Source organism: Kitasatospora sp. NPDC008050, assembly GCF_042957465.1.
Taxonomy (GTDB): Bacteria; Actinomycetota; Actinomycetes; order Streptomycetales; family Streptomycetaceae; genus Kitasatospora.
Genome location: NZ_JBIBIJ010000007.1, coordinates 100,898 through 117,244, shown reverse-complemented (window position 1 = coordinate 117,244; position 16,347 = coordinate 100,898). Strand labels below are relative to the sequence as shown.

Sequence of the window (16,347 nt, the reverse complement as noted above, 5' to 3'; positions counted from 1 at the left end):
TCACCGAAGTCACTGAAGTCACCGAAGCCACTGAAGTCACCGAAGCCACTGACATACCGTCACCATCCCGCAGAGCGACGGAGGACACCACGCCCATGAAGGCGAGAATACGTACGTCGGTGCGCGCCCTGGCCACCACCGCGCTGACCGCCACCCTGGCCACCGCCCTGGCCGCGTGCGGATCGTCCGGCAGCCTGCCCGCGCCGAGCGCCTCCGGCTCGCGCACGGCCGGCGCGCCGACCTTCCAGCAGGTCCTCGACGGCGCCCCGGTGGCGCCCGACTCGGCCATCCCGGCCGGCAGCCTGATGGCGAAGATCAAGGCACGCGGCACGCTGAACGTCGGCGGGACCGACTCCTCGGCGCTCTTCTCGCTCAAGGACCCGGTCAGCGGCAAGCTCACCGGCTTCGACGCCGGGCTCGCCCAGCTGCTCGCCAAGTACATCACCGGCAAGCCCAGTGTGAACCTGGTGCTGGTCACCGCGGACACCCGCGAGACGCTGCTGCAGAACGGCACCGTCGACAGCGTCCTCGCCACCTACACGATCACCCCCGCCCGGGCCCAGAAGGTCGCCTTCGCCGGTCCGTACTACTCCTCGGGTGACGCGATCCTGGTGGCCAAGGGGAACAGCTCCATCACCAAGGTGGCCGACCTGGCCGGCAAGACGGTCTGCACGGAGTCGAGTTCGACCGCCGCCAACGACCTCAAGCAGTACGCGCCCAGCGCCCACGTGATCCTGTTCCAGACCAACGCCGAGTGCGAGCAGGCCGTCGAGCAGGGCCGCGCCGACGCCTACGTGCTGGACCAGGCGCTGCTCCTCGGCGACCAGGTCCGCGACCCGAAGGTCAAGGTGGTCGGGCAGCCGTTCACCACCGAGCCCTACGGGATCGGCCTGCCGCTGAGCTCGCCCGAGATGAAGACCTTCGTGAACGACTGGCTGAAGACCCTCCAGGCCGACGGCGAATGGACCAAGCTCTGGCAGTCCACCATCGGCACCGTGCTCAGCGGTGACGCGCCGACGCCGCCGGCGATCGGCTCCGCACAGGGCAGTTGACGGCCTTGCCCGCCGCACTGCACGAGACGCTCGGGCCGCTCGGCCACGGCCTGCAGCTCACCCTCGCGATGACCGCGATCGCCTTCGGCGGCGCGCTGGCGCTGGGCGTGCTGCTGGCCGTGTGCCGGATCAGCCCCGTGCCGCCGCTGCGCGCGCTGGGCACCGCGTACGTCACGGTCTTCCGCAACGTGCCGCTGCTGGTGCTGCTGGTGCTCTTCGTCTTCGGCCTGCCGGACGTCGGCCTGCTCTTCTCGCTCTTCGCCACCGTGACGCTGACCATGGCGCTCTACTGGGCGGCGTTCGTCTGCGAGGTGCTGCGGGCCGGCATCCGGACCGTCCCGCTCGGTCAGGCCGAGGCCGCCCGCGCCCTCGGCCTGACCGCCACGCAGAGCATCCGGCACATCATCCTGCCGCAGGCGCTGCGCTCGATGGTGCAGCCGCTGGCCAACGTCTTCATCGCGGTCGCGCTGAGCACCTCGCTGGCCGCGGCCGTCGGAGTCGCCGAGATGACCGGCCAGGCACAGTTCGTGACCCTCAAGTACGACCAGCCGCTGACCAGTTTCGCCGCGACCACCGTGGTGTACGTGCTGATCACGCTGACCTCCGGCCTGATCGCCGGACGGATCGAACGAAAGGTGGCGATCCGGCGATGAGCGACGAGAGCCGCCTGCTCTTCGACGCGCCGGGGCCCCGGGCGCGGCGCCGGGTCAGGATCGCCACCGGCCTCTCGCTGGTCGCGATGGCCGGCCTGCTCGCCCTGGTGCTGCGCCAGTTCGCCGACCACGGGCAACTGGCCGCCGACCAGTGGTCGATGTACGGCAAGTGGCCGATCATCCGCTTCCTGCTCGACGGCATCGGAAAGACCCTGCTGGTCACGGCGGTCGGCGCGGCCATCGCCTTCCCGCTGGGCGCGCTGCTCGCGCTGGTGCGCCTCAGCCGCAGCCGGGTGGCCCGCGCTCTGGCCCGCGGCTACGTGGAACTGTTCCGCGCCGTCCCGCTGCTACTGCTCCTCTACGTCTTCCTGTTCGCGCTGCCGCGGGCCGGACTGACCTTCCCGATCTTCTGGCAGCTGCTGATCCCGATTGCGCTGAGCAACGTGCCGGTGGTGGCGGAGGTCTTCCGGGCCGGCGTGCTCGCCCAGCCGCGCGGCCAGGCGGAGGCGGCCCAGAGCCTGGGGATGACCTACTGGCAGGCGATGCGCTGGGTGGTGCTGCCGCAGGCCGTCCGCAAGCTACTGCCCGCGCTGGTCAGCCAGTTGGTGCGGCTGCTCAAGGACTCCTCGCTGGGCTATGTGGTCAGCTATCTGGAACTGCTGCACCAGACCCAGGTGTTGGGCGAGTACTACCACACCGTGCTGTCCAGCTACCTGGTCGGCGCCGCCTGCTACGTGCTGATCAACGCGATCCTGTCCTGGCTCGCCGGGCGCCTGGAGCGCCGCCAGCGCGGCTGACCCATCGTCACCTCCCCTCTGCAAGCTGAAAGGACTCGGCATGTGCCGCCTGCTCGGCGTGGTCACGCACGTCCCCACGCGGTTGACCGACGCGCTGACCGACCTGATCGAGCCGTTCGCCGGGCTGTCCCACGAGCACCGTGACGGCTGGGGTGTCGCGGCCTGGCAGGCCGACGGCGAACTCGCGGTCCACCGGGACGTGCTGCCCGCCCACGCGAGCCCCGCCTTCGCCCGGACGCTGGCCGACTCGGTCACCGACGCCGCCCTGCTGCACATCCGGATGGCCAGCCCCGGCCTGCCGATCGAGCCGGGCAACACCCACCCGTTCACCGCCGGCGCGCTCGCCTTCGCCCACAACGGGTACTTCGCCCCCCGCGACGCGGTCGACGAGCTGATCGACCCCGGTCTGCTGGCCGGCGCCGGCGGGGACACCGACTCGGAGCGGTACTTCCTGCGGGTGCTCACCCGGCTGCACGACGAGGACCCGGTCGACGCGCTCGCGCTGGCCGCCGCCGACATCCGCGCCCGCGCCGACTTCGCCAGCCTCAACTGCCTGCTGCTCACCCCCGACGCGCTCTACGCCTACGCCGAGGAGAACCCGGACTCGGAGGTCAGCCGGCGCCGCGGCCCGGACTTCTTCCGGCTGCGCTACCAGGCCCGGGCCGACCGTGTGGTGGTCGCCTCCAGCGGGATCGGGGCGCAGGACGACGGCAGTTGGTCGCTGCTGCCCTACCGGCAGGTGCTGGAGATCCGCCGCGGCGACCTGCGCACCTCCACCCACCTGGTGCGGGCGGACCTGGCCGGCGCCGTGTGAGACCGACCGGTCCCAGCCAAATCCCTTCGTCCGGCGGATTCTTCGGCGCCCGCCCGGCAGGATGACACCCGGCCCGGGCCACCAGCCTGCCGGGCCGTCACCCGAACGGAAGGGACCAGCTATGCGTGGGAAGGGCTCACGACGGGCTCTGGCGGTGGCGGCCGCCTGCGCCGCCGCCATCGTCCTCGCACCGGCCGCACAAGCGCACACGCACGCGCACGCAGACGCACAGGAACAGACACACGCACAGGCACAGGCAAGGGCACGGACATCCGCGGCCGACCCCGGCACCCTGGACGAGTCCACCTCCGTGACCCGGCCGGACGGCCGGGTGGCCCAGTTCGCGGTCTTCTCGCTGCCCGGGAACACCCCGAACGAGCAGCTCTACTACCGCACCCAGGCCACCCCGGGCGGCTCCTACGGCAGTTGGAGCCAGGTCCTGGCCTCCCCGGTAAACTTCCAGAACCCGGTGCTGTCGGCCGGGGTCGACGCGGACGGGCGCCTGGAGGTGTTCACGGTCGAGTACGGGACCTCCACCGTGGTGCGGATCGCGCAACTCACCCCGGACGGTGCGTGGTCGGCCCCGACGGCCTTCGGCCCGGGCGCCGCGGGCATCCCGAGGTTCTTCGGCTACCCGACGGTGTTCGAGCGCGCCGACGGCTCGCTCGCCTTCTTCGAGGTCTACGACATCGGCAGCGTCCCCGAGCTCTACGTCGACGAGCAGGACGCCACCGGCAGTTGGGGCAGCTGGACCGATCTGGGCGCCGGCCCCGAGCCCGAGTCGGTCGGCACCCCGACCGAGGTCACCCAGGCCCCCGACGGCACCCTCACCGCCGTCGCCCACCTGTGGGACGCCTCTTCGGGCTACTACGCCGAGATCTCCGAGCTCTCCCCGGACGGCCCCTGGGGCGCCTGGCACAGCTGCGCGACGGACGGCTGCACCAACGGCTGACCGCCCTGCGCCGGTGCGGGCGGCACCAGCCGCCCGCACGCGCAGGACTGACGATCCGTCAGGCGAAGAGCCCCGCGGCCAGCGTGTCCGCCGGCCCGGGCACCCCCGGCAGCGCGAAGAAGTAGCCGCCGCCGGTGGGCGAGATGTAGTCGACCAGCGGCTCCCCGGCCAGCCGCTGCTGCACGGTCTGGAACTGCCGGGCCACGTCCTGCTGGTAGCAGCAGAAGACCAGCCCCACGTCCAGGTTGCCGTTCAGGTCGATCCCCCGCTCGTAGTTGTAGCCCCGGCGCAGGATCTGCTGGTCGGCGGTGTCGGGCGTGCGCGGGTTGGCCAGCCGGATGTGCGCGTTCATCGGGATCAGCAGATTCTGCGGGTCGGCCGGGTAGTTGGGGATGTCGCTCTCCTTGGTACCGTCCAGCGGCGCACCGGAGTCGCGGCGGCGGCCGATCATCCGCTCCTGCTCGTTCAGCGAGACCCGGTCCCAGAACTCGACGAGCATCCGGATGATCCGCACCACCTGGTACGAACCGCCCTCCACCCAGGCCGGTTCGCCGTTCGCGCCGCCGTGCGTCCACAGCACCGCGTCGGCCAGCTTGCGGTCGCCCGGGTCGGGGTTGGCGATGCCGTCCTTGAAGCCCAGCTGGTTGCGCGGGGTGCCGCTGGGGCGCGGCGCGGCGTGGAACCCGTCGACCTTCCAACCCGCCTGCATGGCACCGCGGGTGTGCTTGGTGATGTCGCGCAGCGCATGCATCACGGTGTCGCGCGAGTCGGCGCAGATCTGCAGCAGCAGGTCGCCGTGCAGCTCCTTGGAGCCGGCCAGGTCGTCGTCCGGGAAGGCGGGCATCGGCACCAGCCGGGCGGGCTTGCGCGCGCCGAGCCCGTAGCGGTCGTCGAAGAGCGAGGCGCCGACGCTCACCGTGACGGTCAGGCCGTCGCCGGGCAGCACCGGGCCCAGGGTGGCGCTGTCGGTGGGCGGCGAGGCGAGGTCGGTGGCCGGCACCGGGCCGCCCGCGGTCAGCGCCCGGATCCGCTCGGTCAGCGTCCGGAACAGCTGCTGCAGGCCCGGCCGGTCGGTGGCCAGCACGGTGAACGAGACGAACGAGGCGGCCGCCTGCTGCGGGGTGCTGATGCCCGCCTGGTGCTGACCGTGGAACGGGATGCCGCGCCCGGAGGGGCCGGGCGCCGGGTCGGCGGCGGCGCTGGTGGCGAACGCGCCCGCCAGCGCGCCCGCGCCGACCGCGGTGCCGAGGGTGGCCCCGCGCAGGAAGGCGCGGCGGCGCAGCGAGGGACCCGCCGACATCGGGCACGCGGCCGGCAGCGCCGCACCGCCGGCCGGGCCGGGACCGGAGGAATCGAGCGGCGCATCGGGCGAGTTGGGCGCGGTCATGCGTGGTTCCTCGGGGTGAGCAGGTTGGGCAGGACGGCGAGTTGCTCCAGGAGCTGACCGAGATCCGCGTCCAGCCGCTGCCGCTGGACGGTGCTCAGCTCGGCCAGGGCGGTCCAGGAGCCGTCGGCGGCGCGGTAGTTGGCCACCTCGCCCTGGTAGGCGGACAGTTGGCGGTTCAGCTGGTCGAGCAGGCTGCCGTCCAGCTCCTGGACGACCGGTGCGATGGTGCCGAGCACCTCCTGGGTGCCCTGGATGTTGGCGTCCAGGGTGGCCAGGGTGCTGCCGCTGCCGTAGTCGGCGATGCCGTCCAGCTGGAACTGCAGCGCGTTCTCCAGGATCTCGTGGGCGCGTAGCGGCAGGTTGCCCGGATCGGTGTCCTCGCTGGGGAAGTCGTCGATCAGGCCCCCGGCGTCGGTCACCAGTTGCTGGCTGAGCGGGCGCACCTGGTCGGCGGTCCGGCCGTGCCACAGGGCGTACTCCAGCGCGAAGAAGCCGGTCCAGCCCGGGCTGTCGACGCCCTGCGGCAGGCCGTTCGCCATGCCGTTCAGCGCGTCGTCGTAGTCGCCGAAGGAGTTGTAGGCGGCGCCCAGGCGCTCGTAGTCCAGGTGGGCGGGCAGCCAGTCGGCGCGGGCCGCGTTCAGGTCGCCGCGGGCCACGTCGGCGTCCAGCGTCTGGGCGGCGGCCAGCAGCTTCGGCAGCGCCGCGGTGACGTAGGCGCGGTAGGCGTTGACCGGTCCGGTCAACTCCTTGTCCGACATCGGGCGGTAGCCGGCCACGGCGTCCGCGGCGGTGCCGTCGAGGTGGATCGGGCTGCTGGTGGCCACCGGGCCGCTGGAGAAGACGCAGCGCACGGCGTACTGGCCGCCGCTCAGGGTGGTGTCCAGCGGCAGCGTCTTGCCCGGGCCGAGCCAGGGGATCTCCGCGTAGGCGAGGCTGCCGTCCGGGGAGATGACGTAGACCGTGACGAAGACCTTGGAGTTGTTGGTGACGTCGAAGGAGACCCGCCCCGCGGGCAGCGTGGCGGGCGGGGCGCCGCAGCCGGTGGTGTCCACGGCGAGCTTCCCGCCCGGCGGGTGCGTCCGGCCGTCGGCGGGTGCGGAGCCCAGCAGTGCGGCGGTGCCCAGCACGAGTCCGCCGAGCAGCGCGGCACGCAGGCGCCGCCGTCCGGTTCGGGCTCCGGGGCGGCCGGCGGGCAGGGGAGGCGTGTGCTCCGGCATGGCTGGCAGAGGTCCTTCGGTCGGGCGAGTGGACCGGGCCCCGCGCGCGGGGCCCGGTACCGGACGGATGACCTGGTGGTCGCTGTGCTCAGGGGCGCTGCAGGGCCGGTGTCAGTTCCAGATGTCGGTGATCGGCGCGGCGCTGCTGCTCTGGCCCGCCAGCGGCAGCCCGTACGCCTGCTCCAGGGTGGCGAGCAGGTTGTAGTGGTTGATCTGCTCGCTGTACTGGCCCTGCTGGACGTGGGCGCCGACGAAGATGGTGGGGATCTGGTTGCTCTCGGTGTAGTCGTCCTCGTCCCAGGTGACCACCAGCAGGCTGTTGTTCTGCTGGGCCCAGGTGGCGTAGTTCGAGAGGTTGTTCTGCAGCCAGGAGTCGCCGTCGGCGATGGTGCCGTCGTGCATGTCGTCGTCCAGGTTCGGGATCACGAACGACACGGTGGGCAGCGTGCTGTAGTCCGTGGGGAACGCGGTGTACGGCTGCTGGTCGGCGGTGGGGATGTTGCTGAAGTTGGCCCACGGCGAGTGCTTGCGGGCGTAGGCACCCGAGGTGCACTTGGTGGAGCCGACCGAGGGCAGGCCCTCCGAGTAGCCCTTGAAGGTCTGGCCGGCGGCCAGCAGCTCGGAGCCGAGGTTGGCCGTCTTGCCCTCGCTGACGGGGCAGGAGTCGCCGGTCAGACCGAAGGTGCTGCCGCCGAAGAGGGCCATGTAGTTGGGCTCGCTGGGGTGCGAGACGCCGAACGAGGAGGTCATCAGCGCGCCCTGGCCGGCCAGCGAGTTGATGTAGGGGGCGTCGTTGGTGTCGCCGATGATGTCGTCGTAGGAGTGGTTCTCCTCCATCACGACCACGATGTGCGAGAACGCCGGGACGGCACTGGCGCTCGCGCCGGCGGCGGCAGCGGAGCCACTGGTGGACAGGGCGGCACTGAGCGCCACGACACTCGTCATGGCGACGGCGCACAGCCCGGCAAGACGCGACCTCGAACGCATGAAGACTCCAGGGAGAGACGAGCGGGCCCGGTGGCCGGCTCACGGTGAGGGTGCGGGAGCCCGCCGCACCGCTGGGGCGGCTGCGCATGCGACGGCGGTACGGGGGCGTTGGCCGGGCGGCGCGATCCGCCCGGCTGCGGTGCGGATAAAGCGTAGAGGCGGGCGGCGGCGCCGTAGTTGTCGGTGGACTGGCGAAATAGTGAACTTCATGGGGCGGTGTGGCGGCGGCGAACTTCTCCTTCTTTAAGGTTTACCCAAGGGTTCGAGGCGTACCGGGAGGCATGGTGGAGCTGCGACATCTGAAGTACTTCCTGGCCGTTGCCGAGACCGGCAGCTTCACCCGGGCGGCCACCGACTGCTTCGTCGCCCAGTCCGCGCTGAGCCAGCAGATCGCCCGCCTGGAGAGCGAGGTCGGCGCGCGGCTCTTCGACCGCACCAGCCGCTCGGTGCGGCTGACGGCCGCGGGCCGGCTGCTGGTCCCGTCGGCCCGCCGGATCCTGGCGGAGGTCGACAACGCCCGGGCCGAACTGGACGCGCTCACCGGGCTGCGCCGCGGGCGGCTGCGCCTGGGGCTGATCCAGACCGCCGGCGGCGCCGCGGACGTGGCCGCGGTGCTGGGCGAGTACCGCCGCCGCCATCCGGGGATCGAGCTGCACGTGCGCAGCGCGCCCAGCGCCGAGATGGTCGCCGCGGTGGCGGAGGGCACCCTGGACCTCGCGGTGGTCGGCCTGATCGCGGACCGGGCGGCGCCGGCCGGCCTGGTGCGGCAGGTGCTGGCCCGCGACCCCCTGGTGGCGGTCGTCCCCGGCACTCACCCGCTGGCCGGGCGCGGGCCGGTCGCGCTGACCGAGCTGGCCGGGGCCGCCGGGCCTGCCGGGGCTGCCGGGGAGTACCCGACGCTGATCCAGGGCGCCCGGGGCACCGGCTTGCGGCACCAGGTGGAGGCGGCATTCGCCCGGGCCGGGCTGGTGGCGGACCAGTCCTTCGAGATCGGCCAGATCCACGACATGGTCCGCCTGGCCGCCGCCGGGGTCGGCATCACGGTGGTGCCGCGCTCGGCGGTCCGCGGCCCGGGGTCGTGCGAGTCCCTGACCACGGGCGCGGCCGTCCTGGAGCTGACCGATGCGGCCGCGGTGAACGAGGTCTCGGTGGTCTACGAGGCCGAGCGGCTGGCCCCGGCGGCGGCGGCCTTCCTGGCGGTACTGGGAGTGGGCGGCCCGGGCGACGCGGACGGAGCGGACGAGGCGGACGATCGATCGGTTTGACCGATCGCTGGGCACGGTTTCATCTGTTGGACGGATGGCCGGCTCCGGCGGCAGGCTGGATCCGCCCGCCAAATCCACCGCCGGATCCCGGAGTTCCGCCATGCCCGCCGCCGCACCCACCTCCTCCCCCACCGTGCTGCACGAGGCGTACCGCACCCTGCGCCCCGGACCCAACGGGCCGCACGGGCCGCTGCCGCCGCTGCTGCTGGCGCTGACCGTGGTCACCGGGCTCGTCGACGCGTTCAGCTATCTGGCGCTCGGCCACGTCTTCGTGGCCAACATGACCGGGAACGTCGTCTTCCTCGCCCTCGCCCTCGGCGGCGCCCCCGGGTTCTCGCTGAGCGCCTCGCTGCTCGCGCTGGCCGCCTTCGCCGCCGGGGCCTTCGCCGGCGGCCTGCTGGTGCACCGGCTGCGGCGCCGGCAAGGTCCCGCCCTGGGCCGGGTGCTGCTGGTGGCGGTGCTGGTGCAGGCCGGGCTGGTGCTCGGCGCGCTGGTCACCGCCTGGCTGTCCGCCGCGCCCTTCCCGTCCCCCGCGCGCCAGGTGCTGATCATCCTGCTCGGCCTGGCCATGGGCCTGCAGAACGCCGCCGCCCGCGCGCTGGCGGTGCCCGACCTGACCACCACGGTGCTGACCCTGACCATCACCGGCATCGCGGCCGACAGCCGGGCCGCGGGCGGGGCGGGCAGCCGGGCCGGGCGCCGACTGCTGTCCGCCGCCGCGATGTTCCTCGGGGTGCTGGCCGGTGCCCTCGCGCTGCGACATGGCGCAACCGCGCTCCCCCTGCTGTCGGCCGCCCTGCTGCTGCTCGCCACCGGCGCCGCCACGGCGGCGGCGGTGCGGCGGGCCGACCGCACCGGTGCCGCCTGGGCGCAGCGCCGCTGACCCGGCGGTAGCCCCGTCTTCCCACCCTTTGCTCACCCAAGCAGGCTCTTGCTCAGGCGAGCAAACTGCTCTACCGTCTTGCTCAGGCGAGCAAGAAGTTGCTCGGGTGAGCAAAGAGCAGGGAGGCGCGGGACATGAGCCGGACGTTCACCGAGTCGGGGCGCCGGGCGCAGATCGTGCAGGCCGCGATCGAGGTGGCCGCCGAACTCGGCTACGCGAAGGCCTCGTTCAGCCGGATCGCCAAGCAGGCCGGACTGAGCAGCACCGGAATGATCTCGTATCACTTCGCCGGCAAGGACGACCTGATGCACGAGGTCGTCGCCGAGGTGACCCGGGTGACCACCGAGTACATGCTGCCCAGGGTCAGCGTGGCCGTGGGCGCGCGCGACCGGCTGCGGACCTTCATCGAGTCCAACATCGAGCTGCTCTCGGTCTGTCCCCAGCACCTGAAGGCACTGATCGAGGTCCTGCCCAACCTCGGCGGGGACGACCCGACCCGGGCGGGCTACAACGCCTCCGTCCAGCTGGTGATCGACAGCCAGGAGCAGGCGGTCCACGCGGCACAGCAGTCCGGTGAGTTCCGGGAGTTCGACGCCCGGGTGATGCTCACCGCCCTGCGCGGGGCCATCGACGCCGTGGTGCTGCGCTGGGTGGGGGATCCGGACTTCGACGTGGCCAGGGCCGGCCGGGAGCTGGCCGACCTCTTCGACCGGGCCACCCGCGCCGAACCGTAGCGGGACAGCTCACGCAGGCACGCAGGACAGGGGAGGAAACACGTCATGGGAGGGACGAGCGTGATGGGGGAGAACGTGAACACGTCGACCGAGCAGGAGAGCGGTCCGCAGGCCACCGCAGCCGAGGCCGCGCCGGACGCCGGGCCGAGCGCCGCGCCGGACGCCGCGCAGAAGGCCCGCGCCGCCAAGCGGCAGCTGACCAAGTCGCTGGTCTTCGAGCTGGCCCTGCCGCTCGGCGGCTACTACGTGCTGCACGGGGTGGGGCTCGGCCAGTGGGCCTCGCTGCTTATCAGCAGCCTGCTGCTGGTGCCGTGGCTGGTGCTCGGGATGGTCCGCAGCCGCCGGGTCGAGGTGATGCCGGTCTTCACGCTGCTGCTGATCGTGCTCGGCGCGCTGATGTCGATGGTCAGCGGCAGCCCCCGGGTACTGCTGGTGCGCGACAGCTGGGTGTTCGGCGTGCTCGGGCTCTGGATCCTGGGCACCCTGGCGACGCAGCGCCCGTTCATGCTGACCGCCTCGCGGTCGATCGTCGCCACCAAGATCGGTGAGGCGGGTGCCGAGGAGTGGACGGGCCGCTGGGCCTACGACGCGACCTTCCGCCACCACCTGCGGACGCTCACCACCGTCTGGGGCCTGGGGTTCACCGTGGACGCCGGCATCCGGGTGGCGCTGGCCTACACCCTGCCGGTCGACCTCGTGCCGCTGGTGAGCACGCTGCAGTGGCTGGTGGTGCTGGGCGGGCTGTTCGGCTTCCACATCTTCTACGTGAACCGCAACGGCCTGAAGGTCTGATCCGCGATGACCGACACCACCGTGGCCGACACCACCGTGACCGACGTCCTGATCGCCGGCGCCGGGCACAGCAGCTGACCCGGGGCGACCGTCCGGACCAGGCGGTCGCCCCGGCGCCCTGGCCCGAGGACCGGACCGGTGCCCAACCCGCTGCACACCTGGTTCGGTGCCCCCTCGGGGCGCCCGGCTCCGGTGGCGTAGCCGCGGAGCGGGGTCAGATCAGGCCCCGGCGCAGTGCGTAGGCGACGGCGTGCGAGCGGTTGCGCAGGCTCAGCCGGGTGGTCAGACCGTGCAGGACGTTCTTCACCCAGCGCTCGGAGTAGCCGAGCGTGTCCGCGATCTCCGCGGTGTCCAGGCCGTCGGCGACCAGCCGCAGGATCCCGGTCTCCCGCTCGCTCAGCGCGTCCTCGGCCCCACCCGCCGCCGGTGCCGTCGCCCGCGCCGCACCGGCTCCGGCCGCCCCCGCGCCCGCCGCTCCCGCTGCGCCCGCCGTCGCCGCACCCGCCGCACCCACCGCTGCCGCCGACGCGCGCCCGGTGCGGCCGGCCTGCTCCAGCAGCCGGGACAGCAGGTCGGTCGGCAGCGAGCTGCGGCCGGTCTGCACGTTGTGGAGCGCCTTCAGCAGGCGGGCCTGGGTCACCTCGTGCCGCCACAGGATGGAGGTCACCCCGCAGCCCACCACCTCGATCAGCTCGGCCTCCTGGAGCCGGCCGACGATCAGCACCAGGCGCAGCCGGGGATCGGCGGCCAGCGACCGCGCCTCGCGCAGGAGTTCGCTGTTGACCGAGTCGGCGACCAGGACCACCGTGCAGCGCAGGCCCGGCGGCCGGTCCTCGACCAGGGTCACTCCCGGGACGGCACGCAGGTAGCTCTGCAGACCGGCTCTGGCGATCGGATCCGCCGCTCTGGTCAGCACCATGACGTCCTGCACCGGCGCCCCGCCGTTCTTGACCATGCGGCCCGGGGTCACCGTCCGGACATCGGAACACACCTGACGCTGACCGCGTCGCAGCTGTCCGGCTGTCACCTGACCAGTCATCTCACGCCCCCCAAGGTTTCCTCCCCCGCCACATGGCGGCCGGGCGGCCGCACTATCAGTCGTAACGGATGGCGGTGGGGGAAACGCTCAGTACATATTCGAGTCCGGGGTCGTTATACGGCCGAAATATGACGCACCGACGTCCGGCCCAGGAGCTCTCCCCAGGACCGGACGCCGTCGACGCACCCGTGCGCGGTGCGGAATTTACGGGATTTATTGGCTCAATCGTTGCGGGCCACCTCCGGCCCGGTGATCCGCCGCAGCACCGGCAGGGTGGCGGTGATGACCGCCAGGGCGGCGGCCAGCCCCCCGGCCACGATCAGGTAGTACTCGGCGCCCGGCGCCCGGAGCGAGTAGTCGAGCTGCGCCTTCAGGAAGAGCGCCGCCGCCAGGAACCCGGTCCCGATCGCCACCGCGGCGACCACGAAGAGCGGCACCGCGCTCTCCAGCAGGACGACCCGGCGCAGCACCCCGAGCTGCGCACCGGTCAGCCGCAGCAGACTGAACGGGCGCTTGCGATCGCTCAGGCCCCCGGCCACGCTCACCGCCAGGCTGCAGCCGGCGATCGGGAAGCTGATCCCGATCACCACGTCGGACAGCTGCTTGTAGCTGTCGAGCTGATCGGACATCCGGGCGCGGCTCTCGCCGATGGTGTAGGGCGGCTGCTCGCCGGGGTAGGCGTTCGACAGGACGGTGCGCGCCCGCTCGACGGCCGCCGACGAGCCGTCGGTGGCCACGTCGATCTCCTCGACCGGCTGGTTCCGCAGTTGCTCGGCCGACTGCGCCGCGGCGGACCAGACCGTGGGCCAGGCGGGGCCCTGGTGGCCGTCCAGGCCGATGACGGCGAAGGACGCGTTGACCACCGCCGTCCGGGCCCCGGCCGGGCAGGTACCGAAGGCCGGCATCGCCGCGAGCTCCGCGCAGCTCGCCAGGCCGCCGCCCAAGCCCGCGTTCGTGTTCCAGGCATAGCTCGGGTCCAGGTGGATCGCCGTCACGCCCTGGACGCCCGGTATCGCGTGCAGCTCGGCCAGCACGGAGTCCGAGGGCGCCGCCACGAGGTTGACCGGCTGACCGTGGTCGTCGAAGTCGTGGTAGTTGCCGATCAGGGTGTTGCGGATCGCCGTGCTCCCGCTCGGCACACCACGCTCGGCGATCTCCGCGGTGATCACCCCGACGGCGCAGCTGGTGATGCACAGGGCCAGCACCAGCCCGCTGACCGCACGGAACCCGCCCTTCGGGTCGTCCGACAGGCGACGCCCGGCCACCAGGGGGGCCGGCCGGTTGGTGCGACGCGCCATCAGCCGGCCGCCGATCATGGTCAGCCACGGTCCGGCGAGGACGATGCCGCCCAGCACCAGCAGGATGCCCGGCAGGAACGCCATGGTCTGGCCGTCGCTGGTGGCGGGGCGCCGCCCGATGAAGTAGCCGAGCTCCAGCAGGCCGCCGACCAGCGGGATCACCCGGTAGACCCGCGGCGGGCGCGGCGTGACCCGCCGGGTGACGCCGAGCGGGGAGATCTGCACCCGCCGCAGCGCGATCCGGGCCGAGACCGCCGAGGCGACCGGGACGCCGAGGGCGACCGCCAGCACGTTCGCCGGGCTGAGCGACAGGTCGCTGCGGAAGAACAGCGTGCGGGTGAAGTCGATGGTCGCCAGCTCCGGGCGGAGCAGGAAGAACAGTGCGAAGCCGACCACCACACCGATCGCGGCGGCGACCGTCGACTCGACGGCCGAGATCACCGAGACCTGCCGGGGTGTCGCCCCCACCAGGCGCATCGCGGCGAACCGCTGCTCGCGCCGGGTGGCCGCGAGCCGGGTGGCGGTTGCGATCAGGATCAGCACCGGGAAGATCAGCGCGGCCGCCACCACGGAGAGGACCAGGTCCATCCCGCTGCCGTCGGTCCCCACCACGCACTTGCTGCTGCAGTCGGCGGGCGAGAGGCCCATGATCGAGGTCACCTTGCGGGCCTCGGGCCGGCTCGCGAGCTCGTCGGGCCGGTGGCCGATCACGATGATCAGCGAGTCCGGGCCCGGGAGCGCGGCCTTGCCGATGGTCCCGACCAGGTGGCCCGGGTAGCGGTCGGCGAGCTGGGCGGCCGGGACGGTGCCCAGCAGCGCACCGAGCGCCGGGGAGGCGTCGTACTCGCCGGGCCCGGGCAGGCGCGGAATGCCCGGCGGGACGGGCGAGTTCGGCCCGGTGCCGGCCACGTCGACCCGGCCCAGGACCTTGCCGTCGAAGCTGTCGGCCCCGATCTGCCACCACAGCGGGTCGGCCGCCGGGCCGGCCGCGGCCTGCGGGGACGCCGTCGCGCCGACCGACCCCTGCATGTTCGCCCCGGTGTTGAGCCAGGCGTTGCGGTCGTTCTGCGTGCCGATGCCGTTGATCGCCGCCAGCGTGCTCAGCAGCAGCCCCACCCCCAGGGCCACGGCGGCCGCGATGATGGCCAGCCGGGCAGCCGCCTCCCGGCCGCCGCCCACCGTCAGCCGCAGACCGAGCCGGACCATCCCCAGGTCGATCACGAGGCCACCCGCCCCAGCGAGAGCCCCGACACCTTGCCGTCGCGGACCACGACCTCTCGGTCCGCGCAGGCCGCCACCCGGGGCTCGTGGGTCACGATGACCACGGTGGTGCCCTGCTCCCGGGCGGAGCTGACCAGCAGCTCCATCACCTGCTCGCCGGTGAGCGAGTCCAGCGACCCGGTCGGCTCGTCGGCGAAGAGCACGTCCGGCTCGGCCACCAGGCCCCGGGCCAGCGCGACACGCTGTGCCTGACCACCCGACAGCTCCCCCGACCTGCGCCCCTGAAGACCGTCCAGCCCGAGCCGCTCGAACCAGCCGCGCGCCTCGGCCAGCGCCGTCGCCCGACGGCGGCCACTGAGCAGCAGCGGCAGCGCCACGTTCTCCTCGGCGGTCAACTCCGGTACCAGCTGGCCGAACTGGAAGACGAACCCGAACCTGTCGCGGCGCAGCTCACTGCGCTCGGTCTCGCGCATCCGGTCCACCCGCCGGCCGTCGAAGACGATCTCCCCGCTGTCGGGGGTCAGGATGCCGGCCAGGCAGTGCAGCAGGGTCGACTTGCCCGACCCGCTCGGACCCATGATGGCGAGGATCTCCCCGCGCGCCACCGCCAGGTTCGCCCCGCGCAGCGCGGGTGTCTGTCCGAAGGAGAGCACGGCATCGCGCGCCTCGATCATGAACTCGCCGGGCAGGGCCGGGCTGTTGTCGGCAACGCTCATCCCAGCACCTCCGCCTTGAGCGCGCCGAGCCGGGCCGAGGTGATCTCGATCCAGCGCAGGTCGGCCTCCAGATGGAACATCCCGTGGTCGGCGAGGAGCTTGTCGACCAGCGGGCCGGTGCGCTTGATCTCCATCAGCTCCCGCATCCGCTGCACATGCGCCGCCCGCTGCACGTCGAGGTACGCCTCCGCGTCGCGCCCCAGCATCAGCGCCAGCACCACCTTGGTGAACAGCACCGTCTGCAGGTGCGGTTCGGCCTCGATCGGCTCGGCGAGCCAGGACTGCAGCTCGGTGGCCCCCTTCTCGGTGATCACATACCGCTTGCGGTCCGGCCCCGCTCCCGGCTCCGCCGGCCCCACCACCACCTTCCCGTCCCGGGCCAGCCGCCCGAGCGTCGAGTACACCTGTCCGATCAGCAGCGGCTTGCCCCGCCCGAAGTAGGCGTCATAGTCGCGCTTCAGGTCATAGCCATGGCTCGGCTCCCGTTCCAGCAGGCCGAGCAGTGCGAGAGGAACTGTCATAACCGAGTGTCTACACTGA

At 72.6% G+C, this 16,347-nt stretch carries 16 protein-coding genes; 9 read left to right on the top strand and 7 right to left on the bottom strand.

The window, feature by feature from the left end:
- The first annotated feature begins 95 nt into the window (after positions 1-95).
- The 5 genes from ACFZB9_RS16250 to ACFZB9_RS16230 all read left to right on the top strand — a co-directional run bounded on the left by ACFZB9_RS16250 (position 96) and on the right by ACFZB9_RS16230 (position 4,268).
- Positions 96-1,052, top strand: a complete 957-nt coding sequence (locus ACFZB9_RS16250; protein ID WP_391447578.1) for a glutamate ABC transporter substrate-binding protein — start codon at positions 96-98, stop codon at positions 1,050-1,052.
- Entirely contained in the window at positions 1,049-1,705 is a 657-nt protein-coding gene (locus tag ACFZB9_RS16245) for an amino acid ABC transporter permease (protein WP_391447576.1), read from the top strand. Before ACFZB9_RS16250 ends, ACFZB9_RS16245 begins: the two co-directional genes overlap by 4 nt.
- Positions 1,702-2,502 carry an amino acid ABC transporter permease gene (locus ACFZB9_RS16240; protein WP_391447574.1) on the top strand — a complete coding sequence of 267 codons (801 nt, stop codon included), beginning with the start codon at positions 1,702-1,704 and terminating at the stop codon, positions 2,500-2,502. The genes ACFZB9_RS16245 and ACFZB9_RS16240 overlap by 4 nt, the downstream gene beginning before the upstream one ends.
- A gap of 40 nt (positions 2,503-2,542) precedes the next feature.
- A complete protein-coding gene (locus tag ACFZB9_RS16235) occupies positions 2,543-3,316 on the top strand; it encodes a class II glutamine amidotransferase (RefSeq protein ID WP_391447572.1) in 774 nt (257 codons plus the stop codon).
- Positions 3,317-3,626: 310 nt separating this feature from the next.
- Positions 3,627-4,268 carry a hypothetical protein gene (locus ACFZB9_RS16230; protein WP_391447570.1) on the top strand — a complete coding sequence of 214 codons (642 nt, stop codon included), beginning with the start codon at positions 3,627-3,629 and terminating at the stop codon, positions 4,266-4,268.
- 58 nt (positions 4,269-4,326) lie between these two features.
- Here ACFZB9_RS16230 and efeB read toward each other — a convergent pair whose 3' ends face one another.
- The 3 genes from efeB to ACFZB9_RS16215 all read right to left on the bottom strand — a co-directional run bounded on the left by efeB (position 4,327) and on the right by ACFZB9_RS16215 (position 7,817).
- The gene (gene efeB, locus ACFZB9_RS16225) at positions 4,327-5,568 is read right to left on the bottom strand and encodes an iron uptake transporter deferrochelatase/peroxidase subunit (RefSeq protein ID WP_391448058.1); all 1,242 of its coding nucleotides are present in this window, start codon (positions 5,566-5,568) and stop codon (positions 4,327-4,329) included.
- An 83-nt stretch (positions 5,569-5,651) separates the two neighbouring features.
- Positions 5,652-6,872, bottom strand: coding sequence for an EfeM/EfeO family lipoprotein (locus ACFZB9_RS16220; protein ID WP_391447569.1), 1,221 nt, complete (start codon positions 6,870-6,872; stop codon positions 5,652-5,654).
- Between the two features lie 111 nt (positions 6,873-6,983).
- Entirely contained in the window at positions 6,984-7,817 is an 834-nt protein-coding gene (locus ACFZB9_RS16215; protein ID WP_391447567.1) for an alkaline phosphatase family protein, read from the bottom strand.
- Between the two features lie 323 nt (positions 7,818-8,140).
- Here ACFZB9_RS16215 and ACFZB9_RS16210 point away from each other — a divergent pair, with 323 nt between their 5' ends.
- The 4 genes from ACFZB9_RS16210 (at position 8,141) to ACFZB9_RS16195 (ending at position 11,533) form a co-directional block, all read left to right on the top strand.
- Positions 8,141-9,124: a LysR family transcriptional regulator gene (locus ACFZB9_RS16210; RefSeq protein WP_391447566.1), complete on the top strand. Its 984-nt coding sequence runs from the start codon at positions 8,141-8,143 to the stop codon at positions 9,122-9,124.
- 100 nt (positions 9,125-9,224) lie between these two features.
- On the top strand, positions 9,225-10,007 hold the full coding sequence (locus tag ACFZB9_RS16205) for a YoaK family protein (protein WP_391447564.1): 783 nt from the start codon (positions 9,225-9,227) through the stop codon (positions 10,005-10,007).
- A 134-nt stretch (positions 10,008-10,141) separates the two neighbouring features.
- Positions 10,142-10,741: a TetR/AcrR family transcriptional regulator gene (locus ACFZB9_RS16200; protein ID WP_391447562.1), complete on the top strand. Its 600-nt coding sequence runs from the start codon at positions 10,142-10,144 to the stop codon at positions 10,739-10,741.
- 45 nt (positions 10,742-10,786) lie between these two features.
- A complete protein-coding gene (locus ACFZB9_RS16195) occupies positions 10,787-11,533 on the top strand; it encodes a VC0807 family protein (protein ID WP_391447560.1) in 747 nt (248 codons plus the stop codon).
- 214 nt (positions 11,534-11,747) lie between these two features.
- Here the strand turns inward: ACFZB9_RS16195 and ACFZB9_RS16190 are convergent, their stop codons facing one another.
- The 4 genes from ACFZB9_RS16190 to ACFZB9_RS16175 all read right to left on the bottom strand — a co-directional run bounded on the left by ACFZB9_RS16190 (position 11,748) and on the right by ACFZB9_RS16175 (position 16,328).
- A complete protein-coding gene (locus ACFZB9_RS16190; protein ID WP_391447558.1) occupies positions 11,748-12,488 on the bottom strand; it encodes a LuxR C-terminal-related transcriptional regulator in 741 nt (246 codons plus the stop codon).
- Positions 12,489-12,793: 305 nt separating this feature from the next.
- Positions 12,794-15,091: an FtsX-like permease family protein gene (locus ACFZB9_RS16185; RefSeq protein ID WP_391447556.1), complete on the bottom strand. Its 2,298-nt coding sequence runs from the start codon at positions 15,089-15,091 to the stop codon at positions 12,794-12,796.
- The gene (locus ACFZB9_RS16180; protein ID WP_391447554.1) at positions 15,088-15,807 is read right to left on the bottom strand and encodes an ABC transporter ATP-binding protein; all 720 of its coding nucleotides are present in this window, start codon (positions 15,805-15,807) and stop codon (positions 15,088-15,090) included. Before ACFZB9_RS16180 ends, ACFZB9_RS16185 begins: the two co-directional genes overlap by 4 nt.
- Positions 15,804-16,328, bottom strand: coding sequence for a PadR family transcriptional regulator (locus ACFZB9_RS16175; RefSeq protein ID WP_391447552.1), 525 nt, complete (start codon positions 16,326-16,328; stop codon positions 15,804-15,806). The genes ACFZB9_RS16180 and ACFZB9_RS16175 overlap by 4 nt, the downstream gene beginning before the upstream one ends.
- Positions 16,329-16,347 lie beyond the last annotated feature (19 nt).